The sequence below is a fragment of the Ruegeria sp. HKCCA0235A genome, assembly GCF_013033235.1.
Classification (GTDB): domain Bacteria; phylum Pseudomonadota; class Alphaproteobacteria; order Rhodobacterales; family Rhodobacteraceae; genus Ruegeria.
The window spans coordinates 85554-111518 of the sequence record NZ_WQDQ01000001.1 but is presented as its reverse complement, the minus strand read 5'-3'; the positions used below and the strand labels follow the sequence as shown (position 1 = coordinate 111518).

Here is a 25965-nt window from a genome sequence, read left to right as displayed (position 1 = left end):
GCTCGGGCCGACGGCATTGTACCGAAATGACTGAAATACCCATTATCCTTCTGGCAGCGGGTCAATCCAGCCGCATGGGCGGCATCGACAAATTGATGCAGCCGATCAACGGTATTCCGTTGGTCGCACGCTCGGCACGCACAGCCTCCGCCGTGGGTCCTGTGATTGTCGCCCTGCCCCCTGAACCAAATCCCAGATATGGCGCACTTGATGGCATGGATGTTCAGATCGTTCCGGTCCGGGATGCGGCAGAAGGCATGAACGCCAGTTTGCGCGCCGCAATCCAAAAACTGCCGCCGGATGCTCCCGCCGCGATGGTTTTGCTGGCCGATCTGCCCGATCTGACTCAGGCTGACTTGGCAACAATCCTGAAAGCGCGACTAACCCATCCCGACTACCTGATCTGGCGTGGTACAACCGAGGATGGAAAGCCCGGTCATCCGGTGGTGTTTGACAGATCCCTTTTTGGTCAACTGTCACAGTTGCAGGGGGACGACGGTGCACAAGAGATCGTGCGGGAGCATAAAGACTTTGTTCATCTGCATCCGCTCCCCGGCCGAAACGCACTTTTGGATCTGGATACCCTGGATGACTGGAAGGCCTGGCGCAAAAAACATGCCCCCTGAACAAACACGGCCCGGTCTTATCGACCGGGCCGGTGCCCAAAACAGGACTACCACTTTGCTCAATCTCCAAAGTGTGGCCAGTGTGCTTTCAGAAACACTCCGACTCCCAAACAGCCAAACCTAAACAAGACCCCCTCGTTAACACGCCGCTATCACTTTTGGTGATCGAGTTAGCCGCCAGCGCCCCCTAGCGCTTTTGGCTCCCCTCACTTGGGCACCTTCATCCTCACTTATCCGATCGCTCGAAACAACGTAAAATTGGAAGGAATGGTTAATTTGGGTCTTCTGCGAATGGCTTTTACGCAACATCGCGCGAGACTAGGATCAACTTAAAGGAGACTCTTCAAATTCGGAAGGGGTAGCGATTCGTGATTAAGCGCAAACTTATTCACCGATATCCGCACTCAAAAAGATTTTTAGTGTGTCAAGCCATGCCTCACACAAACCCACCCACAACCATTGGAAGAGCAGCTTTTTTCTCCATCATTCGGAAGGATGATTGTCAACAAAACAAAACAAATTCAATATTTTTGAAAGTTTGACGCCATTTTTAGCAACAATCCTCCGATTCGCTCTGGTGCGGATCGGTGAAATTCCGCGAATCCCCATCGACGTCGACCGCAACCCAACACCGGCTTTGTGGCAAAATTAAGATTTATTAATTGATCAGTCAGGAAACGCCAATTCTGAGCATGCAACTGTTGTCTCAACGCGCAGCCGCAACTGCGTGACGATAATCAGGAGACACAAATGAGCATCCGCAAATCCTCGCTTCTACTTCCCCGCACTTCCAACTGGGTCGGTGTCAGTACGCTCGGCGCGGCCCTACTGGCAACGACGGCTATCCCGTCCATGGCGGACGAGGCATTGGCCGATCTGGTTGAGACCGTTTCACCCTCGGTCGTAACCATCATCGCTGAACAAGATACAGCGCCGACCCCAACCCAGGGGCAAAACTTTGACTTCGAAGGACACCCTTTTGGTGAATTCTTCAAACGCTTCGGCGGCCCCGAAGGGTTCAACATGCCGCAACGCGGCCCGTCCCAGGGCCTGGGTTCGGGATTTGTTCTGGACGAAGCCGGATACATTGTCACCAATCACCATGTCGTCGACAATGCCTCGACCGTGACCGTAAGGCTCAGCGATGACCGTACCTTCGAAGCCGAAGTGGTCGGAACGGACCCGTTGACGGATATCGCGGTTCTGAAAATCGACGCAGGAACTGACCTGCAAGCCGTGGAGCTTGGCGACAGTGACGAGATCCGCGTAGGTGAAGATGTGGTCGCCATCGGCAACCCCTTCGGCCTGAGCTCGACCGTGACCACAGGCATCGTTTCGGCAAAAGGCCGCAACATCTCGGAAGGCCCTTATGCCGAGTTCATCCAGACAGATGCAGCGATAAACAAAGGCAACTCGGGCGGTCCCCTGTTCAACATGGATGGCGAAGTGGTCGGTGTGAACTCGGCCATCTATTCACCCAGCGGTGGTTCTGTGGGGCTTGGATTTGCCGTCACGTCGAACATCGTTGAACACATCGCGGCCGATCTGCGGGATGACGGACAGGTGAGCCGCGGCTGGCTGGGCGTGTCGATCCAGAACGTAAGCCCACAACTTGCGGCAGCGTTGGGAATCGAGGCTTCCTCGGGTGCGCTGGTGTCTGACGTGGTTGCCGGCAGCCCGGCAGACGGCGCCCTGAAGCAGGGAGACGTTATCCTGAGCTTTAACGACGATGCCGTGGAGTCCAGCGGTGACCTTCCCATCCTTGTGGGCACGACCAAGGTCGGCACCGACAGCACTCTGACCGTTTTGCGTGACGGCAAGATGGAAACTGTGACCTTGACGGTTGGCCAGCATCAGGCCGCATCGGCCGAGGCCGACAAACCGGTCGAGGCGGAAGTTGCGGGAACAACACTGGGTGTGACCGTGGCCCCCCTGACCGAAGCGGTTCGGGCAGAAAATGGTGTTGCTGAAACCGTCGAGGGCGTTGTCGTCACCGACCTGAAGCCCGACAGCCCTGCGGCAAAGGCCGGCCTGCAACGCGGCGATGTGATCGTCAAGCTCGGCAATCAGGACACTGTCACTCCGGATGCTTTGAAGGCTGCGCTGGACAGTGAAAAAACCGATCCTGCCCTGGTGCTGATCAACCGTGGCGGCAGCCAGATTTTTGTCGCGGTCGAACTGGCCTGACCTTGAACATGCGTGCGCCGCTTGATGGGGATTTTCGGCGCACGCCTCACCCGGCGGATCAGAGTTGTCCACTATCCGCCGGGCTTGCCGGGTGCCGGCCCAGCACCCGGCAAGAACTTCTTCTAACCATATGCTTTAGTTAAAATTTGTGTTTAAATATCAAAAGAAAGGATCCCGACCATGAGCCGCCGTCTGTTGATCGTCGAAGATGATGCTGACACCAGGGACTTCATCGCCAAAGGTTTTGGCGAAGAGGGGTATGTGGTCGAAACCGCTGCTGACGGTCGTGAGGGGTTGTACCATGCCACGGACGGTGGGTTTGACGCCATTATTCTTGACAGGATGCTACCCGGTCTGGACGGGCTGTCGCTGATCAAGTCGATGCGGGCCGCCGGTTTGAAAACCCCGGTTTTGATGCTGACGGCGATGAGCGCCGTGGACGAAAGGGTAAAAGGGCTGCGCTCGGGCGCTGACGACTACCTGGTCAAGCCTTTTTCGTTTCAGGAGTTGCACGCCAGAATCGAAGCCCTTTTGCGTCGCCCTCAGGAATCCGAAGAGACGCCGACATTGACTTGCAAAGACCTTCAGATGGACTTGTTGACTCGCAAAGTCACACGCGACGGGCACGAGATCACCCTGACACCGCGTGAGTTTCAGATTCTCGAATTTTTCCTGCGCCGCAAAAACCGTGTGGTGTCGCGCACCATGTTGCTTGAAGGGGTTTGGGATTATCATTTTGACCCGAACACCAACGTCGTGGACGTGCATATTTCGAAGCTGCGACGCCAGTTGGACGAAGGCGGTGACGCGCCGTTGATTGAAACTGTCCGCGGAGCGGGTTACATGATGTCCGATGGATAACCTTCGGCTTTCCCTGAACAATTCCCGCACAAGGCTGGTTGCAACCAGCATGTTTCTGAGCACGATTCTGACGGCGTCTGTACTCGCCATCGTCTATGTGACCGCCAATCGAAGCATCGAGGCCGAAACCCGCTCGGTCGTGTCAGCCGAGTTGACAGGGCTTGCGGATGAATACGAAAGGCGTGGGCTGATAGGTTTGATCACTGCAATTGAGCGCCGTTTGCCAAGTGCCGCCGAGCGGGACGCGCTGTATCTTTTGACAGACAGGTTGGGGGTCAAACTTGTCGGCAATCTCAAGTCTTGGCCGGTGAACATTGCCGCTGGAAGCGGTTGGGTGGACTTGGAATTGCGCCGGGCCGACAATGATCAGCTTGTGCCGGTTTCAGCTGCATCCATCCGCCTTCCGGGCGGCGAGCGCCTGCTGGTTGGACGGGATGCAGCGTCGCGCCAGCAATTCGACAGGGTTTTGTTTCGCTCGGTTGCGTTGGCGCTTGGGATTGCTTTGGTTCTGAGCGTCATCACCGGCTGGTTGTTCACGCGTTTGGTGTTTTCGCGCCTTTCGGATATCGCCAGTACGGCCGAGAATATCGTTTCAGGCGATCTGTCAAAACGGATGCCGCTGCGCGGAACCGGGGACGAATTCGATCAGGTTTCAGGCACATTGAACAACATGCTTGACCGGATCGAGGAGTTGATAAGCAACCTTCGGACCACATCTAATTCGATTGCTCATGATCTCCGCTCACCTTTGTCTCGCCTGCGCCAAAGGGTCGAGGCCCTCTCTGAACCCGACAAAAGCGACTTGGATCGCGAGATCGACATTGCGCGGGCGACGGGTGAAATCGATCACGTCCTGCGGGTTCTGGGGCAGCTCACCGAAATTTCTCGGGCCGAGGCCGGCCTGGGGCGCGAGCAATTCGAAACCATCGATTTGCAGCAACTTGTTGGTGATGTTGTCGAGCTTTATGACCCGGTAGCCGCCGATCAAGGCGTGCAGCTTGAAGTCAAGGGTTCCGCCCCTGCCATTCAGGGGCACCGGCCCCTTCTGTCGCAAGCTCTTTCCAATCTGTTGGAAAACGCAATGCGTTACGCGCCGGAACATACTGCAATCACGATCTCGATCGGTACTCGCGACGGTTTCACCCAACTGAGCGTCAGGGATCGTGGCCCCGGCGTGCCTCCTGAAGAACTGGATCGCCTTCAGCTTCCTTTCGTGACACTTGACCCCGCGCGGACGGAACGGAATGCGGGATTGGGCCTGGCTCTGGTGGCCGCAATCTCACATATGCACGGCGGAAAATTCGCCGCCCGGAACTGCGACCCCGGGCTGGAAACCACGATCAATCTGGCACAACTGCGTTAATCCGGAACGCCGTATATCGCCATGGTCTTGTTCTTGTATCGCGTGTCGGCGGTGACATCTGCACCGAACCAATCCGGTGGCACGTATCCTTTGGCCTGCTCCTCCGAGGTGAACTCTACCTCGACCAGGCGCAGCGGCGCCAGATCGCCTGAAAAGACGTCCAGCTCGAACAGCAAGCCATCCGGCAAATGGCCGGTGTAGCGCTCTTTTTCAACCCTGCGCCCTTCGGTTTCCGGCCAGAAGGTTTCGAACTGATCCGCGGTGATCTCTGCCTCTCGTTCTACCCGGACCAGGCCACCGACCCCTTTCAAGGTCAGGAAATACGCATCGTTCTTTTGCCTCAGCCGAAGCTCGGTGGAATCGTCGGGGGCCGTCAGATAACCCTGTCTTACAACGGCCTTTTTCGCTTCGCTCAGGTCCGGCAGGCTTGAAACCAGAAACTTGCGCTCGATTTCCTTGCTCATTGGTTCGAAATCACTCCGTTTTCCAGCTCTTCAAACAGCGCCCTGTAAGACGCACAGGCCGCACTGCGCCCGGCATAGGTACAGACCGGGGCACGATACTGACCCATCTTTTCAATATCCGCAGCGAAAGGAACCACCGTCTGCAAAAAGCGTTTCGGATACAGCTTGCGCATCTCCTTCATGGTTTCCTGATGCAAAACCTTCCGGTGTTGCACCATCGAAAAAAAGGCGCGCAGCTTTTTCTTGCGCAGCTTGTGTTGTTCAAAAAAGCTTACCAACTGATCGAAACTCCGCTCGGACAGGGTTGTCGGCATGACCGGCACGACGATTTCATCGGCAGCTTTGAAGACATTCTCGGACAAAGTTGAAAAGTTGGGCGGGCAATCCAGAATGATCACGTCATAGTCGCTGCCCGCGGCCATCAAAGCTTTTTTCAGCCGCGAGCGTTTGTTTCGCATCCGCGACAGGAACACGTCGAAGTCGCGAAAGGTCAGGTTCGCCGGCAGCACGTCCAGCCCTTCGAAATCACTGGCCCGGATTGCCTTGATAAACCGCCCCACATCATCGAAAAACCGCGCATCCTTCAGTTTTTTTGATGGCTTCACCCGAAAGTAGAACCCTGAAGCGCCCTGGGGGTCGAGATCACACAACAACACCTGTTGCCCCGCCTGCGCATAGGAATAAGCCAGGTTCACCGAAGTAGCGGTTTTGCCAACACCGCCCTTGTTGCTGTAACAGGCAATGATCTTCATTCCTCACTCCTCTTTTCGGTGAAACAAGTTCTGAAACAGGTGCCGGGTATCTGGACCGTCAAACTTCTGAAAGCTGGCAATCACGCGGCTCCGCTCGGCCTTTTGGCGCTGATCCAGAACCGCAATCAATCCCCCAACGGCCAAGCCCATCCGCGCATCCACATGGCCCCGCGTGTCGCTGTGCTGCGCGACAAAGGCCAACAAGGACTTTTGCTGAACAGAGCAGTCGTTGAACACGCCCAGATTGTCCTGTAGCTTTTTCAATGGCTTGATGATGTTCTTGAAGCTCTTTTCATCGAACAGAGGCCCAAATATCTCCATCAGATAGCGCAGTTTCTTGCAATCGATACGAAGGTCATGCACGATTTCGTCCGGAGTTTCGTCAGTGACACCGCGTGCGATTTTGCAGAGCTTGCGATACCGTTTCCAGATCAATGTGCACGCGTATTCATGTGCTGCCCGTTTCGCGTTTGATCCGGGCGTCAGGTGATCCGTTCCGTTGAACATCGCCGTCAGATCGGACATACGGGCGTTGTATTCGTCACTGCGCAACCGGCGGGACAAGCGTGACAGTTCCTTGGCGCGCTCCTTCTCGAAAAGGTCGAACATCTCTTGCAGGCCCGCGTGAAGACTGGGCGGCACAAGACTGAAGTATTTATCTTTTTCCAGAAGGTAGACATCCAGATCACGCATACGCCCGGTGGCGGCCATGAGATCGGAAAAGACACGCTTCAATTGCACTGTCTGCGCGTCTGAAAATACGCCTTTGAACAGGCTGATCACGGATCGGACCTTTCGCAATGACACCCGGTAATCATGCAGAAACTCTGTGTCGATATCGGCTATCACCCCATATTCGTTTTGCCGGGCAACTTGCAGATATGTTTGAATGATATCTGCCGCGACCTGAATAGATGGCTCAGCTTTTCCCAACTTGATCTCTGGCTTGGCGCGATAGGCGGCCATGCCCGGAAAAAGTCCGGCACAAAGCGCTTCGACACCCGGCCCGCCCCCGGACAAGGCGGATATCGCGGTGTTCACTTTTTGAAATTCTTTCTCATACCCCCGCAGCCGCTGAAGCTGAACGATTGCTGCCTGACCCGTCTGCGAAGACAGGCACCAAACCGTTCCCCTGACCAGTGTTTTCTCCAGCTCATCCAGTACGACGAGGGGTTTCGTCTGAATCTCTCCGGTTCCGATCTGCATCAGCGCACGCAGTTTGGGGAAACCCTTCAAAGCCCTTGTCACCGGACCCCGCGGCAGGTCTTGAACAAACCGCCCCTGCCCCTTGCCGCGTTGAGACAGCGGCGCACGGCCATTCTGGAAAAGCCACAGTGTTTCTGCGACCTCAACCAGAACACGACCTGAATTCCGCAACGATTGATCGTGGCAATCCAAAAGCACGAAAGATCTCGATTCCGTTGGTGGGTCGATCCTGATCGTGAACCCGGGAATGAGCTTTTCAACATGCGCTTTGTCAATGGATCGGGACAGAATGCACTGAACACCTGAAGGTTCGGTCATGATCCACCAATCCGGGGCGTTTTCAGGTGTTCAATGACATTTGTCTCAACGATCTTCTGCACGCTGGTTCCTTCTTCGACGGTTCTGATCCTTCATCACGTTCAGCGTATTCGGCTTTTACCTTGGTCAGCAGTTTGTCTGGCCCTGGACCCACCCGCTTTTGGTATCTGTTGGCTTTTGAAACCCGGACCGCCGAGGCAGCATGACTTCATGAGAGCGGAAACACCAGAAGACAGCAAGACATTATGTTTCGCCAACGCGCAAACATGGGTGACAGACCCCAGAGGTGCAATTAAGACAGGCTCATGAGCGATCCAGTTTCTTCGATCCGCAACCTTGGCCCGGCTTTCGAGCAGGCCTGCGCGCGCGCCGGCATCCGCTCGGCTGATGAACTGCGACAGCTGGGACCGGATGAAGCCTATGCCCGGCTTTTGCGGGCTGGTACCAAAGCACATTTCATCGGCTACTATGTTTTGGTGATGGGGCTTCAGGGACGCCCCTGGAATGATTGCAAGGGTGAAGAGAAAAAGAAGTTGCGACAACGTTTCGACGCGATCAAGGCCGGCAACAGCGCCGCGCCGGAAAACCGGATGGTTGCCGATCTGGATGCCATCGGGGTCCGCGTTGCACCCAAAGATCTAAAGCAGGTCTGAACAAAAAAAGGCCGCTCCTGGCGGAGCGGCCCGATCTTTCGGCAAAAAACCGGCTTAACCGACCAGTTCGATGCCCGAGAAGAAATATGCGATCTCAACAGCCGCGGTTTCCGGTGCATCCGAACCATGGACCGAGTTTTCGCCAACCGATTCAGCAAATTCCGCGCGGATGGTGCCCGGTGCTGCGTCCGCCGGGTTGGTTGCACCCATGACTTCACGGTTCTTCGCAATGGCACCTTCGCCTTCCAGAACCTGAACAACGACTGGAGCCGACGACATGAATTCGCACAGTTCGTCATAGAACGGACGCTCGGCGTGTACTTCGTAGAACTTGCCGGCTTGTTCCTTGGTCATGTGGATGCGCTTCTGCGCAACGATACGCAGCCCGGCTTCTTCGAACTTGGCGTTGATCTTGCCAGTCAGGTTGCGGCGCGTTGCGTCGGGTTTGATGATCGAGAATGTACGTTCCAGTGCCATGTCGGCCTCTCCTTACAATGTGGCGCGGGACCGCGCCGAAATCCATCGCGCGCCGCGTACCACGGTCTTTCGCTCATGAAAAGTGTTATGATGGTTTGCCTGCCGCTTTGGCGCTCAGAATGTATCCGGCAAAGGGTCTACCCGGTCCAGACGCCGAACGTAAAGCACTGCAAGCAAACCTGCAAAGCTGCTGGCCCACATCATGCCCAGAACCAGAAACGGCCCGTTTTCAGGGCTGACAAACGCACCCGTCATCGAGGTCAGGATCGCGCCAAGCCCGACCACCATCGCCCCAGACAACCCTGCCGCGCTGCCTGCCAGTTTGGGTCGCACGGACATGACCCCTGCCGAAGCGTTTGCATTGGTCAGCCCATTGCCGAACCCAACGCAGATGGCCGAACCGAAGAATACCCAGACTGACCCCAGCCCGGCGATGAACAGAAGCAATCCGCAGAATGGCCCGGTCGAAGCCACAACGCGGCCGATCAGGATCATTGTGGTCAGACGTGTCCGTGCCGCGATCCGACCAGTAACGAAGTTACCGACCATGAACCCGCCTGTTATGATACCAATCCCAAGTCCCAACATGGCAGGGCTCAGATCAAACCATGCGGCAGCAACCAATGGCGCGCCGGTGATGAAGCTGTAGAACCCACCAATCGAAAACGATGCGCATAAGGCATAGCCCCAGAATCGGCGGGCGCGGAACAGATCCGGATACTCGCGCAATTGGGCTGTAAAGGTTGAAGAGCGGTTTGTATTGGTCTCGCCCATGTCGAACCAAAGCAAAACCAGCAGCCCTGCCCCCAGCACAGTGTAAAGAACAAACCCCGAGCGCCAGCCAAAGAGCATGTCGAGTGTCCCACCCAGCATAGGGCCAAGCATTGGGGCCAAAGCCATGGCCATCGCCACATACCCCAGTTTGCTTGCAGCCTCGTTCGGCGGATACCGATCTCTGATCGATGCGCTGGAAAGAACCGACCCAGCCACCACCGCGGCCTGCAAAAGGCGAAAGCCCAGAAAGGTCCAAATGGCCTCGGCCAGAGAGCATCCGATTGAGGCGATGACGAAGATGGTGATGCACATCAAAAGTATCGGTCTGCGCCCGTAACGATCGGAAAGCGGACCCATGATCAGCTGCAACACGGCTGAGACCGCCAGATACCCGGCAACCGACAGGTTAACCAAGCCATAATCCACACCGAAATCCATACTCATGTGGGCCAAAGATGGCAGGAACATGTTCAGTGACAAAACCGACAGTGCCGTGGCAAAAATCAGAGTGACCAAGTGCGGAGGTGTCCGGGCCGCGCGCATGTGAAAACCGTTCTGAATAGCAAACGACACAGCGCTATCACATTGCTGAAAGATTGAACATGCCGAGCCGCTGGCGGAGGCAACACAGCTCTGCTAAGAGCGCCCCATGTTACGGATCGAAGACATCACTTATGCCGTTGAAGGTCGCCCGTTGTTTGACGGCGCAACCGCGACAATTCCCGATGGTCACAAGGTTGGCCTTGTCGGTCGGAACGGAACCGGAAAGACCACGCTGTTCCGCCTGATCCGGGGCGAGTTGGCTTTGGAATCGGGAAATATCTCGGTCCCGAAACGCGCTCGGATCGGTGGCGTGGCGCAAGAGGTGCCCTCCTCTGACGTCTCGCTGATCAATACGGTTCTGGCCGCAGATACCGAACGCAGTGCGTTGATGGCCGAGGCCGAAAGCGCCGAAGACCCGACACGTATCGCTGAAATTCAGACACGTCTGGCCGATATCGACGCCTGGTCCGCCGAGGCCCGCGCAGCTTCGATCCTCAAGGGGTTGGGCTTTGACGACGAAGACCAGCAGCGCCCCTGTTCGGATTTCTCGGGCGGTTGGCGGATGCGCGTTGCACTGGCGGCGGTGCTGTTTTCTCAGCCCGATCTGCTGCTGCTGGACGAACCGACCAACTATCTGGACCTCGAAGGCGCGCTGTGGCTGGAAAGCTATCTGGCCAAATATCCGCACACTGTGATTATCATCAGCCACGACCGAGGCCTTCTGAACCGCGCCGTGGGGTCGATCCTGCATCTGGAAGACCGCAAGCTGACCTATTACGCGGTGCCATACGACAAGTTCGCGGAACGCCGTGCGGAACGGCTGGCACAGGCGGAATCGGAAAACGCCAAGGCCAAGGCCCGCATCGCACATCTGCAAAGCTTTGTGGATCGGTTCCGCTACAAGGCCTCGAAGGCCGTTCAGGCCCAGTCGCGCCTGAAGATGATCGAACGCATCCAACTGGTCTCGACCCCGCAAGAGGCCGCCCTGCGCGCCTTCAGCTTTCCGGAACCCGAGGAACTGTCTCCACCGATCATCCAGATCGAAGGCGGCGTCACCGGCTATGGCGAAACCGAAGTGCTGCGCCGCCTGAACCTGCGTATCGATCAGGATGACCGTATCGCGCTGTTGGGCAAGAACGGACAGGGCAAGTCGACCTTGTCCAAGCTACTGTCGGACCGGCTGCCCCTCATGGCGGGCAAGATGACCCGAAGCAACAAGCTGCGCATCGGGTATTTCGCACAGCATCAGGTGGATGAGCTTTACGTGGACGAAACGCCGCTGGACCACCTGCGCCGTCTGCGCCCTGACGAAGCGCCGGGCAAGTGGCGATCGCGACTGGCCGGGTTCGGGTTGAATGCGGATCAGGCGGAAACCGAGGTCGGGCGCCTGTCGGGCGGACAGAAAGCGCGGCTTTCACTGCTGCTCGCCACGATCGACGCGCCCCATATGCTGATCCTTGACGAGCCGACCAACCACCTTGACATCGAAAGCCGCGAGGCGCTGGTCGAGGCGCTGACGGCTTATTCCGGCGCGGTGGTTCTGGTCAGTCACGACATGCACTTGCTGAGCCTTGTCGCGGATCGACTTTGGCTGGTTTCGGACGGTACGGTCAAACCTTTCGACGGCGACCTTGAAGCCTATCGGTCCCTGCTGCTGGCGCGCGACAGACCCGTCAGGGAAAAGCCCCGGGCGGTCAAATCGAAACGCCCCCCGCGCGAGACGATACTGGCCTTGCGTGCGGATCTGCGCAAATGCGAGGACCGGATCGAGAAGCTGACGGAAATGCATGACAAGCTTTCGACCAAACTGGCCGATCCGGAGCTGTACGAGGACGACAAGATCAACGATCTGGAAACCTGGAACCGCAAGTTCACCGAAGTCACCGAGGCCATGCAAAAAGCCGAGGCTTTATGGGTCGCCGCCGCCGAACGGCTTGAACAGGCAGAAACAGCATGAAAACACCCGTCAAAGACACCGACGCTATGATTGCCGGTATGCATCCCGATTTGCAGCCCGGTGAATTTGCCTTTGTCGTATGGCCAGAAGACAAGCCCTGGCCACAGGGCACGCGGTCCAGCTGCACCGAGGCCGAAGGGCTGTCTCTTGTCGTCCCGATCGCTGCGGCACCGCAAGATGCCGTCGCGATGCGGTGCATCACGTTGCAGGTTCATTCCTCGCTGGAAGGTGTTGGTTTGACCGCGGCCGTTTCCAGCGCGCTGGCTCGGGCCGGCATTCCCGCGAACATGGTCGCGGGGTATCACCACGATCACGTCTATGTCCCATCAGGTTGTTCGCAAGATGCCCTGCGTATCCTGCAAGACCTGCAACGGAGCAGCAGATAACAATGGACAGTGCATTTCTGATTACCGCGTTCACAACGCTTTTCGTGGTCCTTGATCCGCCCGCGCAAACGCCGATCTTCGTGGCGCTGACACAGGGTATGGACTGGCACACGCGCCGGTCCATTGCCATTCGGGCCTGCCTGACAGCAGGCTTCATCCTGGCCCTGTTTGCCGCCTTTGGCGAAGCCCTTCTGGGGTTTGTTGGCATCTCGATGGAAGCGTTCCGCGTTGCAGGAGGTGTCCTGCTGTTCCTGACCGCGCTGGATATGCTGTTTGAACGCCGCACCAAGCGACGCGAAAGCAGCGCCGAGGAAGAGGAACACCCGGACCCGTCCGTCTTTCCCCTGGGCATTCCGCTGATTGCAGGCCCCGGATCGATTGCAACGATGATTCTGCTTGCGGGCCAGCAGCCGGGCATTCAGGGCCTTGCCATTGTCATCGGCGTGATGCTGGTTGTGCTGGCGATGGTCTTCGTGATGTATCTGACCTCTGGCGCGGTCGCGCGGATTTTGGGCAAAACCGGGCTGAACGTGTTGACCCGGCTGCTGGGGATGCTGCTTGCGGCCTTGTCGGTGCAGTTCATTCTCGATGGCCTCAAGGCCTTTGGTTTTGCGTCTTAAACCCCCATATATGTGACGTGCAACTTGAGTGGGGTGAACCCTGTGGACAGCGTCGATATCGGACAATTGGTCTATCTGGTCGTGCTTGGGCTGGCCGTCGCGTTCTGGTTCGTTTCGCAAAACCGCCAGACCCTGAACAAGACGTTGCAGCAGGTGATGGCCTGGGTGTTCATTTTTGTTGGCGTCATCGCCGTCATCGGCCTGTGGGAAGACATCCGGTCTTCGGTTGGCCCTGCCCCGCAGATGACCGTCACCGGCAACGCGATCGAGGTGCCTCGTGCCTATGATGGTCACTATTACCTGCCGGTTTTGGTGAATGGTGAGCCGATCAACTTTCTTGTCGACACCGGCGCCAGCCAGATCGTTCTCAGTGCCCGGGACGCAGAACGTGTGGGCATCGATCCCGATCAACTGAACTATTTCGGCCGCGCCCTGACCGCCAACGGCGAGGTACGCACAGCGCCGGTGCGGCTTGACACCCTGACCGCAGGCCCCATTACCGACCAGAACGTATCGGCCTGGGTCAATGAGGGCGAGCTGGATAAATCGCTTTTGGGAATGGAATACCTGCATCGTTTCTCGAGCGTCCAATTTGCAAATGGCAAGTTGATCCTGTCTCGTTGACGGCCCTGACCACTTGAGAACAAAAATAGAACATGCTAATGTTCCGGCATGTCCACTCAGCTTCTTGGCCACAAACCTGCGCGTCAGGCACCGGGGGTAAACCTCCATCCGCAGATCACCCTGCAACTGGGCCGCGTGCACGAGGCATGCGGCCCCGCCCGGCGCAGCTTTGCCATGTGGCTGGCCAGTCAGACACAGGGGCCGGTCTTGTGGATTTCCCCCGCGTGGGAACCCGGCCAGCTGAACCCCGATGGGATGATGGCCTTTGCCGATCCGGCCCGGTTCATCTTTGTTCAGCCCACCCGTGCCGAGGATCTGCTGTGGTGTCTGGAGGAGGCGCTGCGCAGCGGGGCCATTCCGCTGATCGTCGGCGACCTGCCCGGCGCGCCGGGGCTGACACCGATACGCCGGATGCATCTGGCCGCCGAACAAGGGGGGGCGATGGGGCGGGCTCCGCTTGGTTTGCTGCTGACACCCGGAGACGGTGGCGCGCAAGGGGTTGAAACGCGCTGGCACATGGCGGCCACCCATCGGGATGAGGCTCGGATCTGGACCCTGACCCGCCGCCGCGCCCGCGCCCTGCCCCAGGTCACATGGCAGGCCACCATGACCGCCGCCCGTGCCGGGTTGCATCTGGAACGGATCGAAACCGAAGACACACCGGCATAAAGCCACGCGGATCACGCAAGATGTGACTGGTCAAAACCCGGGCCGCGCCCTAGCGTCACCACATGAGCCATCCGATCCATGACAGCCGCTATTCCTGGCTTCGCCTTCTGATCACGCTCGCCATTGCAACAGTGGCGAATGTGGGCATGTGGGCGGTAATCGTGGTCATGCCCGCAGTTGAAGCCGAATTCGGGGCCGGTCGTGCCGAAGCCTCGATGCCGTACACTCTGGCGATGATCGGTTTTGCCCTGGGCAATATGTGGTTGGGACAGGTGGTGGACCGGCTGGGCGTCACCAGCGCCCTGATCGGAGCAGCCGTCTTGAGCGCGATGAGCTATGTGCTGGCAACGCTGGCACCCAGCATAATGTTGTTATCCGCGGCGCATCTTTTGCTTGGGCTGGGCACGTCGATTGGGTTTGGCCCGCTGATCGCCGATATCTCACATTGGTTCATGAAACGGCGCGGCATTGCCGTCGCATTGGTCGCCAGTGGGAATTACCTGTCCGGCGCCATCTGGCCCACCATGCTGTCCGGAATTCTGGCGCGGGATGGGTGGCAACAGGTCTATCTGACGCTCGCCGTGCTGACGCTTGTCGTCGTCATTCCCCTGTCGCTGCTGCTACGCCGCAGGGTTCCGGTCGAGGCACACAGCACCGCCGCAGCATCCGCCCAAATCAATGCACGAAGTGTCGGTGTGTCACCGCGCGCGCTGCAATATATTCTGGGCCTGGCCGGGATCGGTTGTTGCGTCGCCATGTCGATGCCACAGGTTCATATCGTCTCCTATTGCGTCGGGCTGGGATATGGGCCCGCGGTCGGGGCCGAGATGCTGTCACTGATGTTATTGGGTGGTGTTGTCAGCCGGATCATCTCGGGTCTGCTGGCTGACCGGCTGGGCGGAGTCATGACGCTTTTGATCGGTTCGCTCCTGCAATGCATCGCCCTGTTCCTGTTCCTGCCCTACGATGGAATGGTGTCGCTTTATGCCATCAGCCTGCTCTTTGGTCTGGCACAGGGCGGCATCGTGCCCAGCTATGCGTTGATTGTCCGCGAATACATGCCGCCGCAAGAAGCTGGTGCGCGGGTCGGGTTCGTCATGATGATGACCATTCTTGGCATGGCACTCGGTGGCTGGATGTCAGGATGGATCTACGACCTCACCGGAAGCTACCAACTGGCGTTCGTGAATGGCATCTTTTGGAATGGTCTGAACATTGCGATCATTCTGATGCTGCTCAGAAGATCCCGCCCCACACGGGAAAGCGTCATGGCATGATCCTTCTGACCCGTCGCAACCTGCTTGCCGGGCTGGCAACCCTGCCCCTGACCCAGGCGGCACAAGCCGCATTGCGGCCATACATCCTGTCGGATGAAGGCACCCGGGTCGGGTTCACGTTTGATCTTGCGGGGGTGACACAGTCAGGGACGATGCCGATCCGGACCGCCAATGTTCAGATTGACACAGGTCGGCTACAGAACAGCCAGGTCACGGTGACACTGGACGTCAGTAAAGCCCAAACGCGGCTTCCCTTTGCCCGTATGCCCATGCTCAGCCCCAGCGTTTTGGACGCGAAGCAGCACCCAACGATCCGGTTTGTGTCAACGGACATACAGCTGGGCGCGGAAGGACGAATATCAGATGGCGCTCGGATCACGGGTGATCTGACGGTCTGCGGCGTGACCCGCCCGATCACGTTGGAGGCCAATCTGTACCGGCAGGCAGGAAGCGCAGTGAACGATCTGAGCCGTCTGACCATTGGCCTGAAGGGCGCTTTGAACCGGCACGACTTCGGAGCTTCGGGCTATCCTGACCTGGTTGACGACACTGTCGGCCTGGACATCCGCGCCGAGATCATACGCGCGACCTGATCGCCGAACGGCAAAAAACGACTCGTTAAAGTCGAATTGATGCGCGCATTGTGCGGCGACCCTGCCAATCTGAGACCACCATGCGCACGATCATTTCATTTGCCGCCCTGTTTCTTTCGGTCATTCTGCTTCAGCTTTCGACAGGAGGCGTCGGACCTCTCGATGCCATTTCCGGCATCACGCTGGATTTCACGACCGAACAGATCGGTCTTTTGGGGTCTTCGCACTTTCTGGGGTTTTTCATCGGCTGCTGGTGGGCACCACGTCTGATGGGCAATGTTGGTCATTCGCGCGCATTTGCAGTTTGCACCGCGTTGGGCGCGATGGGCCTCATCGGACATACGCTGACCGAAAACCCATATATCTGGGCCGCCCTTCGTGTGGCCTCGGGCACCTGCGTCGCAGGCGCATACACGGTGATCGAGGCCTGGCTGAACGCGAAGGTCACCAATGAAACCCGAGGGCGTGCAATGGGAACGTACCGGATCGCGGATATGGGTGCGTCCCTGTGCGCCCAGTTGATTATCGCCGTTCTGCCCCCGGCCTCTTACGTTTCGTACAACCTGCTGGCGATCCTGTGCTGTGCGTCACTGCTGCCGCTGACGCTGACCAAAGCAAGCCAACCCAAAACACCTGACGCGCCCCGCCTGAAACCCAAGCTGGCTTGGCGCAGCTCACCCTTGGCCGTGGCAGGCGTGATCGTGGCCGCGCTCAGTTCGGCCTCGTTCCGAATGGTGGGTCCGGTTTACGGGCAAGAGGTCGGACTTGGCGTCGATCAGATCGCATTCTTCCTAGCCTCTTTCGTACTGGGTGGTGCGCTTGCTCAATACCCCGTCGGCTGGCTGGCTGATAAATATGACCGGCGCTGGGTCCTTATCTGGCTGTCGGCTGCCGCGGTACTCAGCTGCGGCGTCACCATGGCAGCCAGCGGCACCGGAACGATCGGGGTTATGTCGGCGGCCGTGTTCTTTGGCCTGACAACCTTTCCGATCTTCTCGGTCTCATCCGCCCACGCAAACGACTTTGCCACGACCGAGGAACGGGTGGAACTCTCGGCTGCCCTGATGTTCTGGTTTGCCTTGGGGGCAATTGCATCGCCCTACATAACCTCGACCCTGATCCAGAAATTTGGCCCGGGTGCCCTCTTTGCCTTCGTGGCGTTCGGGCATGTCTTCCTGATCGTGTTTGGTCTGGCGCGGATGCGGTCACGCCCCACCCCCGAGGAACGCACGAATTATGTTTACGCCCCGCGCACCTCATTCACGATTGGTCGCCTTCTGAAACGGTCGCGGGAAGAGTGAAAAACTGGGCGCCCCCGCTGTTCTTTGGATGTCTTTTTTGATCACCCCGGCCTTTTCGGTTGGTTCGGTATGGAACAAGGACGGGGCACTGCGACTCGGATTTAAGGCGTTGGAGTCCCTCTGCTTGCCCCAAAAGCTTTGGGCATGTCCCCGGAACGCGATCCAGATCGTTGCGGCAGCACGATTTTCGTTGCCTTCGGGGTCTAAATCGACAAGCAGGTCAATGCCGGGCTTTTGCTGGGCGATCACATCATGTAGACGGGCGCGCAGACAGTTACGCGGAAACGGATCATGGCTCGGATTCTCATCACCTCGGCGATCCCCTACATCAACGGGATCAAACACCTCGGCAATCTGATCGGCTCGCAATTACCGGCTGATTTGTACGCGCGTTACCAGCGTGGCCGGGGGAACGAGGTCATGTTCCTGTGCGCCACGGATGAACACGGCACACCCGCCGAGCTGGCCGCCGCCAAGGCCGGCAAGCCGGTGGCGGAGTATTGCGCCGACATGTATGCGATTCAGGCTGATATCGCCAACCGGTTTGGCCTCAGCTTCGATCACTTCGGCCGTTCGTCCAGCGAGCAGAACAAGCGCCTGACCCAGCATTTTGCGGGCAAGCTGGATGACGCGGGCCTGATCCGCGAAGTCAGCGAGAAACAGGTGTATTCCAACGCCGATGGTCGCTTTCTGCCTGACCGCTATATCGAAGGCACCTGCCCCAATTGCGGCTATGATCGCGCGCGCGGCGACCAGTGCGAAAACTGCACCAAGCAGTTGGATCCGACGGACCTGATCGAGCCGCGCTCGGCCATTTCCGGATCGACCGACCTGGAAGTGCGCGAGACCAAGCACCTGTATCTGCGTCAATCCGCGATGAAGGACAATCTGGATGCGTGGATCGACAGCAAGACGGACTGGCCGGTCCTGACCACTTCGATTGCCAAGAAGTGGCTGCATGACGGCGACGGCTTGCAGGACCGTGGCATTACCCGCGATCTGGACTGGGGTGTACCGGTCAAGAAAGGCGATCAGGATTGGCCTGGGATGGAAGGCAAGGTCTTTTACGTCTGGTTCGACGCCCCCATCGAATACATCGCCTGCACCAAGGAATGGGCCGATGCCAACGGCAGGACCGAAGCGGATTGGGAACGCTGGTGGCGCACCGACAAGGGCGCGGACGACGTGCGCTATGTCCAGTTCATGGGCAAGGACAACGTGCCGTTCCATACGCTGTCCTTCCCGGCCACCATCCTGGGCACCAACGCGCACAATGAAGAGACCGGATCACCAGAACGCTGGAAGCTGGTGGATTACATCAAGTCGTTCAACTACCTGAACTATGACGGCGGCCAGTTTTCGACCAGCCAGGGCCGTGGCGTTTTCATGGATCAGGCGCTGGATATTCTGCCTGCCGATTATTGGCGCTGGTGGCTGCTGAGCCATGCGCCCGAAAGCAGCGACAGCGAATTCACCTGGGAGAACTTCCAGCAATCGGTGAACAAGGACCTTGCAGACGTTCTGGGCAACTTTGTCAGTCGGATCACCAAATTCTGCCGCTCGAAATTTGGTGAGGCCGTGCCCGAAGGTGGACAGTTCGGCCCCCGCGAGCAGGCCTTGATCGAAGAGCTCACCAAACGCGTCCGCGCCTATGAAGGCCATATGGAGGCGATGGAGGTTCGCAAATCCGCGCAGGAGCTGCGGGCAATCTGGGTCGCAGGAAATGAATATCTACAGGCCGCAGCTCCGTGGTCCACATTTAAAGAAGACCCCGAGCAGGCCGCCGCACAGGTACGTCTTGGCCTGAACCTGATCCGGCTTTACGCCGTTCTCAGCGCACCGTTCATCCCCGAAACCTCGGCCCGCATGCTGAGCGCGATGAACACGCTGGATACCAGCTGGCCCGAAGATGTTGCCACCGCGTTGAACGCCTTGCCGTCCGGCCACGACTTTACCGTGCCAGACGTTCTGTTCGCCAAAGTAACGGATGAACAGCGCGAAGAATGGCAGGACAGGTTTGCCGGAGCCCGCGACTGATCGGTCCGGCACAAATAACCCGGGGGGGCCCATTTCGGGCTTCTCTTGCTCAGGCCCCGCGGCCACGTCAGTGCCTAAGCCAGCATAAGTGCTTGAACTTTTGACATCCGTCCCGACCGGCGCGGGACTCATCACGCTTGAGATATCGGCGCAAAAAAGTCATCCTGAGACCAGGTTCCTCCGACTCACGTCGCCGTGGCGACTGGGTCGGCATCTTTTGTTTCTGCATCGAACGAGGCTTTCGCCATGTCCCCAGCATTCCTTTCACCCAACAAGATCAGCAGGCATTTGGCCGCCGCATTCATGCTGATGTCCTTGGGTTTGGCGCATCCGGCGACCGCGCAGGAAGAAGGGGCACCACCAAAGGTTTCCATAGCGGCGGCCTATACCGAGGAAATCACCGACGAAGCCACGTTCATCGGACGTGCCGAGGCAATCAACAAGGTCGATATCGTGGCGCGGGTGAACGGGTTTCTCAACAGCCGCGAGGTCGAGGATGGGGCGACTGTCAAAGAAGGCGATCTGCTGTTCACCATCGAACCCGACCTGTACGAGGCGACGCTTGAGGCCCGAAAGGCCGATCTGAACCGGGCCGAAGCAAATCTTGAACTGGCAAAGGTCGATCTGGCGCGTAAAGAAGAGCTCTACAAACGCGACGCGACGCCAGAGTCAGAACGCGACATTGCCCGCGCCAACGAACTGGTCGCCGAGGCAGAGGTGAAGGCGGCCAATGCTGCGATCCAGCAGGCCGAGCTTGACCTGAGCTACACGCAGATACATGCGCCATTCGACGGCCGTATCGGCAGGATCACGACCAGCGTCGGAGATGTGGTCGGACCAAACAACCCTCCTCTGGTCAATATCGTCAGCGAGACGCCCATATATGTGAATTTCTCGTTGAACGAAAAGCTCTTCACCTCAGTCTTACAGACTTATGGTGAAAACTCGGCATCGCTGGCGGAAAGCCCGCAAAGCCCGAACGTGCACGTCATCCTGCCCAATGGCACCGAGATGGATGAAGTCGGCAGACTTGTATTCGTTGACAACCGTATCGACCCATTGACCGGCGCAATTACCGTTCGCGCCCAGTTCGACAACGCGGACCGGCTGATTCTGGACGGCGCCTTTGTGAATGTGCAGATCGAAGCGCTGGAACCGACCTTGCAGGTTCTGGTGCCTCAAGCCGCCTTGCAGCGCGATCAGCGGGGCGAGTTTGTCCTGGTCGTCAACGACAAGCAGATGGTTGAACAGCGTTACATCACCACCGGTGACACGGTTGGAACCGCGATTATTGTGCTGGACGGGCTGCGCGAAGGCGAAAGCGTAATTGTCGAGGGCCTGCAACGGGTTCGCCCCGGCGTCGCTGTTGACGCAGTCGTCGCCTCTGAGCAACCGGGAGAGTAACAGATGTTCTCAGCCCTGTTCATCAGCCGGCCCAAGCTGGCGCTCGTCATTTCGCTGGTGCTGACCATCATGGGCGGTATCGGATACCTGGTGCTGCCGGTCGCGCAGTTCCCCGATATCACGCCGCCTGTGGTCAACGTCTCGACCACCTATACAGGCGCAAACGCCGAGACCGTTGAAAACACTGTTGCCGCGCCGATTGAGGCGCAGGTCAACGGTGTGGACGACATGATTTACATGACGTCCAGATCATCGGACAACGGGTCCTATTCGCTGGATGTGACCTTTGAGGTCGGCACCGATCCCGACATCGCATCGGTCAACGTTCAAAACCGGGTGGCGCAGGCCATGTCATCGCTGCCAGCCGAAGTGACTTCGTCCGGTGTGGTGACACAGAAATCTTCGACCAACATGCTGATGCTGGTCACTCTGACCTCACCCAATGGGACCTATGACAGTGTGTTCCTGTCGAACTATGCCTCGATCAATCTGCGCGATGCGCTGGCGCGGGTGCAGGGCGTCGGCAAAGCCGATGTTCTGACCAACCTTGAATACGCCATGCGGATCTGGATGGATCCGGACAAGATGGCGGCACTGTCCATCACACCGGGGGATGTCATCAATGCGATCCGGGAACAGAATATCGAAGTGTCCGCCGGTTCGATCGGTGCGCCACCCGTTCCCGAGGGGCAGACGTTTCAATACACGATCAAATCCAAAGGCCGCCTGACATCCGCAGAGGAATTCGGTGACATCGTGATCCGAACAGGTGACGCCGGTGCCATCGTCCGCGTCAAAGACATCGCCCGGGTAGAGCTTGGCGCAGAATATTATGCGGCTTCGGGCTATTTTCAGGCGGTTCCAGCCACGGTCATCGGCATCTATCAGGCCCCCGGTGCAAACGCTTTGGCGGTTTCAGAACGTGTGCAGGCGGAATTGGCGCGGCTGTCCCGCGCCTTTCCGACGGATGTCGAATATGATGTCCCCTTCAACACGACCGACTTTGTCGAGGCATCTTTGAACGACGTGGTCTCGACCCTGATCCTGACCTTCATTCTGGTTATTTCGGTTGTGTTCGTGTTCCTGGGAAGTTGGCGCGCAACGATCATTCCAGCCGTGGCAATCCCGGTATCCCTGATCGGTACTTTTGCCTTCCTGCTAGCGTTCGGGATGTCGCTGAACACCATCTCGCTGTTCGCCTTGGTGCTGGCCATCGGTATCGTGGTGGATGACGCCATCGTCGTCGTCGAGAACGTGGAGCGCATCATTGCGGATGAAGGGTTGCCCCCTGCTGAAGCGACCCGAAAAGCCATGGGCCAGATCACGGGTCCGGTCATCGCGACCACACTGGTTCTTTTGGCGGTGTTCGTGCCGGTCACGTTCATGCCCGGCATCTCGGGGCGGCTGTATTCCCAATTTGCCATAACGATCTCGACCGCTGTCGTAATCTCTTCCATCAACGCTCTGACCCTTTCGCCTGCCCTGTGCGGCTTGGTTCTTCGCCCCCGGTCCGGCCCTCCCAAAGGGGTGCTTGCGATGTTCGAAAACTTCATCGGCACCGTGCGCAACGGCTATGTGGCCATTGTACGAAAGCTGTTGGTTTTTCCGGCCATTGCGCTGGCCATCGTGGTTGGGCTTGGCATGGGAACCGGGACAATCATGTCCAACACCTCGGCCGGATTCATTCCGCTTGAAGACAACGGGTATCTGTTCGTTGATGTACAGTTGCCTGATGCCGCAACATTGGAACGGACCGAGGCGGTGACCGCACGTCTGGATGAACAGATAAGTGAAATCCCGGGCGTCGCGAGCACGGTTCTGGTCAACGGTTTTTCGATGCTGAACGGCACGATCACCAACGGCGCTGCGATTTTCGTCAACCTCGAAAACTGGAGCGAACGGCAGGAAGACGATCTGAGCGCGGACGCCATTCTGGCCAAAGTGCTGGCGATCGCGAACGGTGAATCAGCGGCTTCGGTCCTTGCTTTCAACCCACCGCCCATCCAGGGCCTTGGTATGTCCGCCGGTGTCGAGATGGAAGTTCAGCAAACCGGCGGTGGCACACCGCAGGATCTGGCCTCGGCCGTGGGTTCGTTCGTGTATTCGGCCAATCAGAGACCCGAGATCGGGCAGGCCTATACAACCTTCCGCGCCAACGTCCCGCAGCTGTTCGTTGATCTGGACCGCGAAAAAGCCAAAACGCTGAATGTCTCGGTCGCCGAGATTTTTCAGACCATGCAGGCGCAGCTGGGGTCTTACTATGTCAATGACTTCAACCTGTTCGGCCGTGTCTATCGCGTGATGATTCAGGCCGATGGGACCTATCGGGACAATGTCGAAGATATCGCGAACCTCTATGTCCGTTCTCAAAACGGAGACATGGTGCCGCTGGGGACACTGATCGACGTTGAAAACGTGCTGGGTCCGGTCCTTCTGAAGCGCCACAACCTGTTCCGGTCGGCCACGGTGACGGCGGTCCCTGCACCCGGCTTGTCCAGCGGCGATGCAATCAGCGTGATGACCGAAGAATCCGCAACCGCCCTGCCCCCGGGCTATGCGTTCGAATGGACGGGGACAGCGCAGCAGCAGCTGGCTTCGGGCAGTCTGGTGATCATCATCCTCGGGCTTGCCATCCTGTTCGGTTACTTGTTCCTGGTGGGTCAGTACGAAAGTTGGACCTTACCTGTTTCAATCCTGCTTTCCGTTGTCGTGGCCTTGTTTGGGGCCGTGGCGGCGGTGGCCATCGTGGGCAGTGACATCAACCTCTATACACAGATCGGTATGATCATGCTTGTCGGGCTGGCCTCGAAGAACGGTATTCTGATCGTCGAGTTCGCCATGGAGCAACGCGCCAAGGGGCTTTCCATCAAAGAGGCCGCCGCAGAGGCTGCGTATCAGCGTTTTCGCGCTGTGATGATGACTGCGCTGTCCTTCCTACTTGGCGTTGTCCCCCTGCTGGCCGCGAACGGAGCCGGTGCCGCCAGCCAGAAGGCGATTGGTGTCGCGGTATTTGGCGGGATGCTGGCGGCAACGCTGGTTGGTGTGATCGTGGTGCCCGTGCTCTATGCCCTGATGCAAGGCATGCGGGAATGGTTGAAGGGCAGCAAGAGCGACCCCGGCCCTACGGAAAAAGCCGCCTGAACACAGAAAGCCCCATCTGAACTGATGGAGCTTTCTTACAAATCCGCTGACAACATCAAGGCGTTTTCAGGCTATCCCTTATGCTCGGACCGTTCGGACATCCATTGATCGATCCGCGCAATCTGCTCGGCACTCAGCCGCAAGCCCAGCTTGTTGCGGCGCCAAACCACATCTTCGGCTGAACAGGCATATTCCTTGTCCATCAGCCACGCGACCTCTTTCGCTGTCAGGGTTGCGCCAAAATCCTCTCCCAGATCGGATACCTGTTTTGCATCACCCAAAACATCCCTTGCTTCGGTCCCGTAAGCTCTGATCAGGCGGGCAGCCCAGCTTTGGGTCAAAAAGGGATAGGCCGCCAAAAGATCGCTTTTCAGGGTTTCGACGGCATCCACCGGAAAATCCCCCCCCGGCAGTGCGACACCAGCGGTCCAGGGGCCGGGCAGGTTCGGAAAAAACTCACCGACCTTCTCAAGCGCGCTTTCTGCAAGCCTGCGATAGGTCGTGATCTTGCCGCCGAACACATTCAAAACAGGTGCCCCGCCCTGCGCATCGACTTTCAACGTGTAATCCCGTGTCGCAGCAGTGGCACTGCTTGCGCCGTCATCATAAAGAGGCCGCACGCCGGAATAGGTCCATACGACATCGTCACGCGTTATGCTGTTTTTGAAGTACTTTGATGCGAAGGCGCACAGGTAGTCCTTCTCGGCCTCGGTGCAGACCGGTTTGGTCGACGGGTCCGGATGATCCTGATCCGTTGTCCCAATCAAGGTAAAATCCTGCTCGTATGGTATGGCGAAAATGATGCGGCCATCTTCGCCCTGGAAGAAGTAGCATTTTTCGTGATCGTAAAGCCTGGGCGTCACGATATGACTGCCCCGAACAAGCCGCACGCCCTCGCGAGAGTTCACGCGGATCTTGGATTGAATGATGTCGCCCACCCAGGGCCCACCCGCATTGATCAGCATTTTGGCCCGGACCACACGAGTCTCACCACTGTTCCGATCCCGAACGGACACTTCCCAAAGATCACTGACCCGCTCGGCCGAGGTCACTTCGGTTCGGACCATGATCTGCGCGCCGCGCGACTCGGCGTCACGCGCATTCAGGACCACCAATCGCGAGTCTTCGATCCAGCAGTCGGAATATTCATAAGCGGTTTCGAACTTGTCCTGCAACGGGCCCCCCTCGGGTGCTGACCGCAGGTTCAATGACGTCGTGCCCGGCAGGATTTTGCGCCCGCCCAGATTGTCATACATGAACAGGCCCAACCGGATCAGCCAGGCCGGACGTCGCCCGCGCATCCACGGCATGACCGTGCTGAGCAACCGCGAGGTCGGCGTTTCGGAATCAAACCGCATATCCTTGTGGTAGGGCAGCACAAAACGCATGGGCCAGCTGATATGCGGCATCGCGCGCAGCAGGGTTTCACGCTCGATCAGGGCCTCACGCACCAGGCGAATTTCAAAATACTCAAGATACCGCAATCCGCCGTGAAACAACTTGGTCGAGGCAGAGGATGTGGCAGAAGCGAGATCGTTCATCTCGGCCAGCGTCACCGAAAGACCTCGCCCGGCGGCGTCCCGCGCTATTCCACAGCCATTGATCCCGCCGCCGATGATGAAAAGGTCTGTGATCTGGTTGTCCGTTGACTGCATATCCATTGATTCCCTGCCTGACACGGTTGCGGGCATTAGCCAGAATGACTTTCGCTTCGTCAATGTTTATGTTCGTT

General features: G+C 58.1%; 22 protein-coding genes. 16 read left to right on the top strand and 6 right to left on the bottom strand.

Annotated elements, in window-relative coordinates; genetic code table 11:
* The first annotated feature begins 26 nt into the window (after positions 1-26).
* From GOW56_RS00520 to GOW56_RS00505, 4 genes are all read left to right on the top strand, one after another.
* A complete protein-coding gene (locus GOW56_RS00520) occupies positions 27-626 on the top strand; it encodes an NTP transferase domain-containing protein (RefSeq protein WP_171204621.1) in 600 nt (199 codons plus the stop codon).
* 750 nt (positions 627-1376) lie between these two features.
* Positions 1377-2813 (top strand): DegQ family serine endoprotease, encoded by a 1437-nt coding sequence (locus GOW56_RS00515; RefSeq protein ID WP_171204620.1) that lies wholly within the window; start codon positions 1377-1379, stop codon positions 2811-2813.
* 180 nt (positions 2814-2993) lie between these two features.
* Positions 2994-3674: a response regulator transcription factor gene (locus GOW56_RS00510; RefSeq protein WP_171204619.1), complete on the top strand. Its 681-nt coding sequence runs from the start codon at positions 2994-2996 to the stop codon at positions 3672-3674.
* The gene (locus GOW56_RS00505) at positions 3667-5037 is read left to right on the top strand and encodes an ATP-binding protein (RefSeq protein WP_171116302.1); all 1371 of its coding nucleotides are present in this window, start codon (positions 3667-3669) and stop codon (positions 5035-5037) included. Before GOW56_RS00510 ends, GOW56_RS00505 begins: the two co-directional genes overlap by 8 nt.
* Here GOW56_RS00505 and GOW56_RS00500 read toward each other — a convergent pair.
* Genes GOW56_RS00500 through GOW56_RS00490 form a run of 3 tightly spaced genes read right to left on the bottom strand, consistent with a single transcriptional unit; the run spans position 5034 to position 7777 of the window.
* Entirely contained in the window at positions 5034-5501 is a 468-nt protein-coding gene (locus GOW56_RS00500) for a CYTH domain-containing protein (protein WP_171116304.1), read from the bottom strand. The genes GOW56_RS00505 and GOW56_RS00500 overlap by 4 nt on opposite strands.
* Positions 5498-6253: a ParA family protein gene (locus GOW56_RS00495; RefSeq protein ID WP_171204618.1), complete on the bottom strand. Its 756-nt coding sequence runs from the start codon at positions 6251-6253 to the stop codon at positions 5498-5500. The genes GOW56_RS00500 and GOW56_RS00495 overlap by 4 nt, the downstream gene beginning before the upstream one ends.
* 3 nt (positions 6254-6256) lie before the next feature.
* Positions 6257-7777, bottom strand: coding sequence for a CHAD domain-containing protein (locus tag GOW56_RS00490; protein ID WP_171204617.1), 1521 nt, complete (start codon positions 7775-7777; stop codon positions 6257-6259).
* 305 nt (positions 7778-8082) lie between these two features.
* On the opposite strand from GOW56_RS00490, the gene GOW56_RS00485 reads away from it, so the two are divergent.
* Entirely contained in the window at positions 8083-8430 is a 348-nt protein-coding gene (locus GOW56_RS00485) for a TfoX/Sxy family protein (RefSeq protein WP_171204616.1), read from the top strand.
* A 54-nt stretch (positions 8431-8484) separates the two neighbouring features.
* Here GOW56_RS00485 and ndk read toward each other — a convergent pair whose 3' ends face one another.
* Both ndk and GOW56_RS00475 read right to left on the bottom strand, forming a co-directional pair.
* Entirely contained in the window at positions 8485-8907 is a 423-nt protein-coding gene (gene ndk / locus GOW56_RS00480) for a nucleoside-diphosphate kinase (protein WP_068334875.1), read from the bottom strand.
* 114 nt (positions 8908-9021) lie between these two features.
* On the bottom strand, positions 9022-10224 hold the full coding sequence (locus GOW56_RS00475; protein WP_171205019.1) for a multidrug effflux MFS transporter: 1203 nt from the start codon (positions 10222-10224) through the stop codon (positions 9022-9024).
* A gap of 106 nt (positions 10225-10330) precedes the next feature.
* Here GOW56_RS00475 and GOW56_RS00470 point away from each other — a divergent pair, with 106 nt between their 5' ends.
* The 11 genes from GOW56_RS00470 (at position 10331) to GOW56_RS00420 (ending at position 24233) form a co-directional block, all read left to right on the top strand.
* On the top strand, positions 10331-12181 hold the full coding sequence (locus GOW56_RS00470; RefSeq protein ID WP_171204615.1) for an ABC-F family ATP-binding cassette domain-containing protein: 1851 nt from the start codon (positions 10331-10333) through the stop codon (positions 12179-12181).
* Entirely contained in the window at positions 12178-12567 is a 390-nt protein-coding gene (locus GOW56_RS00465; RefSeq protein WP_171204614.1) for an ACT domain-containing protein, read from the top strand. The genes GOW56_RS00470 and GOW56_RS00465 overlap by 4 nt, the downstream gene beginning before the upstream one ends.
* 2 nt (positions 12568-12569) lie before the next feature.
* A complete protein-coding gene (locus GOW56_RS00460; RefSeq protein ID WP_171116313.1) occupies positions 12570-13187 on the top strand; it encodes a MarC family protein in 618 nt (205 codons plus the stop codon).
* A 42-nt stretch (positions 13188-13229) separates the two neighbouring features.
* Positions 13230-13811 carry a TIGR02281 family clan AA aspartic protease gene (locus GOW56_RS00455; RefSeq protein ID WP_171116315.1) on the top strand — a complete coding sequence of 194 codons (582 nt, stop codon included), beginning with the start codon at positions 13230-13232 and terminating at the stop codon, positions 13809-13811.
* Positions 13812-13859: 48 nt separating this feature from the next.
* On the top strand, positions 13860-14480 hold the full coding sequence (locus GOW56_RS00450; RefSeq protein WP_171204613.1) for an ImuA family protein: 621 nt from the start codon (positions 13860-13862) through the stop codon (positions 14478-14480).
* 62 nt (positions 14481-14542) lie between these two features.
* Positions 14543-15757, top strand: a complete 1215-nt coding sequence (locus GOW56_RS00445; protein ID WP_171204612.1) for a CynX/NimT family MFS transporter — start codon at positions 14543-14545, stop codon at positions 15755-15757.
* Positions 15754-16350, top strand: coding sequence for a YceI family protein (locus GOW56_RS00440; protein WP_171204611.1), 597 nt, complete (start codon positions 15754-15756; stop codon positions 16348-16350). The genes GOW56_RS00445 and GOW56_RS00440 overlap by 4 nt, the downstream gene beginning before the upstream one ends.
* 80 nt (positions 16351-16430) lie before the next feature.
* Positions 16431-17651: an MFS transporter gene (locus GOW56_RS00435; RefSeq protein WP_171204610.1), complete on the top strand. Its 1221-nt coding sequence runs from the start codon at positions 16431-16433 to the stop codon at positions 17649-17651.
* 291 nt (positions 17652-17942) lie between these two features.
* Positions 17943-19688: a methionine--tRNA ligase gene (gene metG, locus GOW56_RS00430; protein ID WP_171204609.1), complete on the top strand. Its 1746-nt coding sequence runs from the start codon at positions 17943-17945 to the stop codon at positions 19686-19688.
* 303 nt (positions 19689-19991) lie between these two features.
* Positions 19992-21092 (top strand): efflux RND transporter periplasmic adaptor subunit, encoded by a 1101-nt coding sequence (locus GOW56_RS00425; RefSeq protein WP_171205018.1) that lies wholly within the window; start codon positions 19992-19994, stop codon positions 21090-21092.
* Between the two features lie 3 nt (positions 21093-21095).
* A complete protein-coding gene (locus GOW56_RS00420; RefSeq protein WP_171204608.1) occupies positions 21096-24233 on the top strand; it encodes an efflux RND transporter permease subunit in 3138 nt (1045 codons plus the stop codon).
* Positions 24234-24304: 71 nt separating this feature from the next.
* On the opposite strand, the gene glpD is transcribed toward GOW56_RS00420, so the two are convergent.
* Complete coding sequence (gene glpD / locus GOW56_RS00415; RefSeq protein WP_371807863.1) at positions 24305-25894, bottom strand: glycerol-3-phosphate dehydrogenase; 1590 nt, start codon at positions 25892-25894, stop codon at positions 24305-24307.
* Positions 25895-25965 lie beyond the last annotated feature (71 nt).

Bases quoted from the DNA above. Each gene is read 5' to 3' on its own strand.
- GOW56_RS00520 (WP_171204621.1), top strand. From the start codon at position 27: ATGACTGAAATACCCATTATCCTTCTGGCAGCGGGTCAATCCAGCCGC.
- GOW56_RS00515 (WP_171204620.1), top strand. From the start codon at position 1,377: ATGAGCATCCGCAAATCCTCGCTTCTACTTCCCCGCACTTCCAACTGG.
- GOW56_RS00510 (WP_171204619.1), top strand. From the start codon at position 2,994: ATGAGCCGCCGTCTGTTGATCGTCGAAGATGATGCTGACACCAGGGAC.
- GOW56_RS00505 (WP_171116302.1), top strand. From the start codon at position 3,667: ATGGATAACCTTCGGCTTTCCCTGAACAATTCCCGCACAAGGCTGGTT.
- GOW56_RS00500 (WP_171116304.1), bottom strand. From the start codon at position 5,501: ATGAGCAAGGAAATCGAGCGCAAGTTTCTGGTTTCAAGCCTGCCGGAC.
- GOW56_RS00495 (WP_171204618.1), bottom strand. From the start codon at position 6,253: ATGAAGATCATTGCCTGTTACAGCAACAAGGGCGGTGTTGGCAAAACC.
- GOW56_RS00490 (WP_171204617.1), bottom strand. From the start codon at position 7,777: ATGACCGAACCTTCAGGTGTTCAGTGCATTCTGTCCCGATCCATTGAC.
- GOW56_RS00485 (WP_171204616.1), top strand. From the start codon at position 8,083: ATGAGCGATCCAGTTTCTTCGATCCGCAACCTTGGCCCGGCTTTCGAG.
- ndk (WP_068334875.1), bottom strand. From the start codon at position 8,907: ATGGCACTGGAACGTACATTCTCGATCATCAAACCCGACGCAACGCGC.
- GOW56_RS00475 (WP_171205019.1), bottom strand. From the start codon at position 10,224: ATGCGCGCGGCCCGGACACCTCCGCACTTGGTCACTCTGATTTTTGCC.
- GOW56_RS00470 (WP_171204615.1), top strand. From the start codon at position 10,331: ATGTTACGGATCGAAGACATCACTTATGCCGTTGAAGGTCGCCCGTTG.
- GOW56_RS00465 (WP_171204614.1), top strand. From the start codon at position 12,178: ATGAAAACACCCGTCAAAGACACCGACGCTATGATTGCCGGTATGCAT.
- GOW56_RS00460 (WP_171116313.1), top strand. From the start codon at position 12,570: ATGGACAGTGCATTTCTGATTACCGCGTTCACAACGCTTTTCGTGGTC.
- GOW56_RS00450 (WP_171204613.1), top strand. From the start codon at position 13,860: ATGTCCACTCAGCTTCTTGGCCACAAACCTGCGCGTCAGGCACCGGGG.
- GOW56_RS00445 (WP_171204612.1), top strand. From the start codon at position 14,543: ATGAGCCATCCGATCCATGACAGCCGCTATTCCTGGCTTCGCCTTCTG.
- GOW56_RS00440 (WP_171204611.1), top strand. From the start codon at position 15,754: ATGATCCTTCTGACCCGTCGCAACCTGCTTGCCGGGCTGGCAACCCTG.
- GOW56_RS00435 (WP_171204610.1), top strand. From the start codon at position 16,431: ATGCGCACGATCATTTCATTTGCCGCCCTGTTTCTTTCGGTCATTCTG.
- metG (WP_171204609.1), top strand. From the start codon at position 17,943: ATGGCTCGGATTCTCATCACCTCGGCGATCCCCTACATCAACGGGATC.
- GOW56_RS00425 (WP_171205018.1), top strand. From the start codon at position 19,992: ATGCTGATGTCCTTGGGTTTGGCGCATCCGGCGACCGCGCAGGAAGAA.
- GOW56_RS00420 (WP_171204608.1), top strand. From the start codon at position 21,096: ATGTTCTCAGCCCTGTTCATCAGCCGGCCCAAGCTGGCGCTCGTCATT.
- glpD (WP_371807863.1), bottom strand. From the start codon at position 25,894: ATGGATATGCAGTCAACGGACAACCAGATCACAGACCTTTTCATCATC.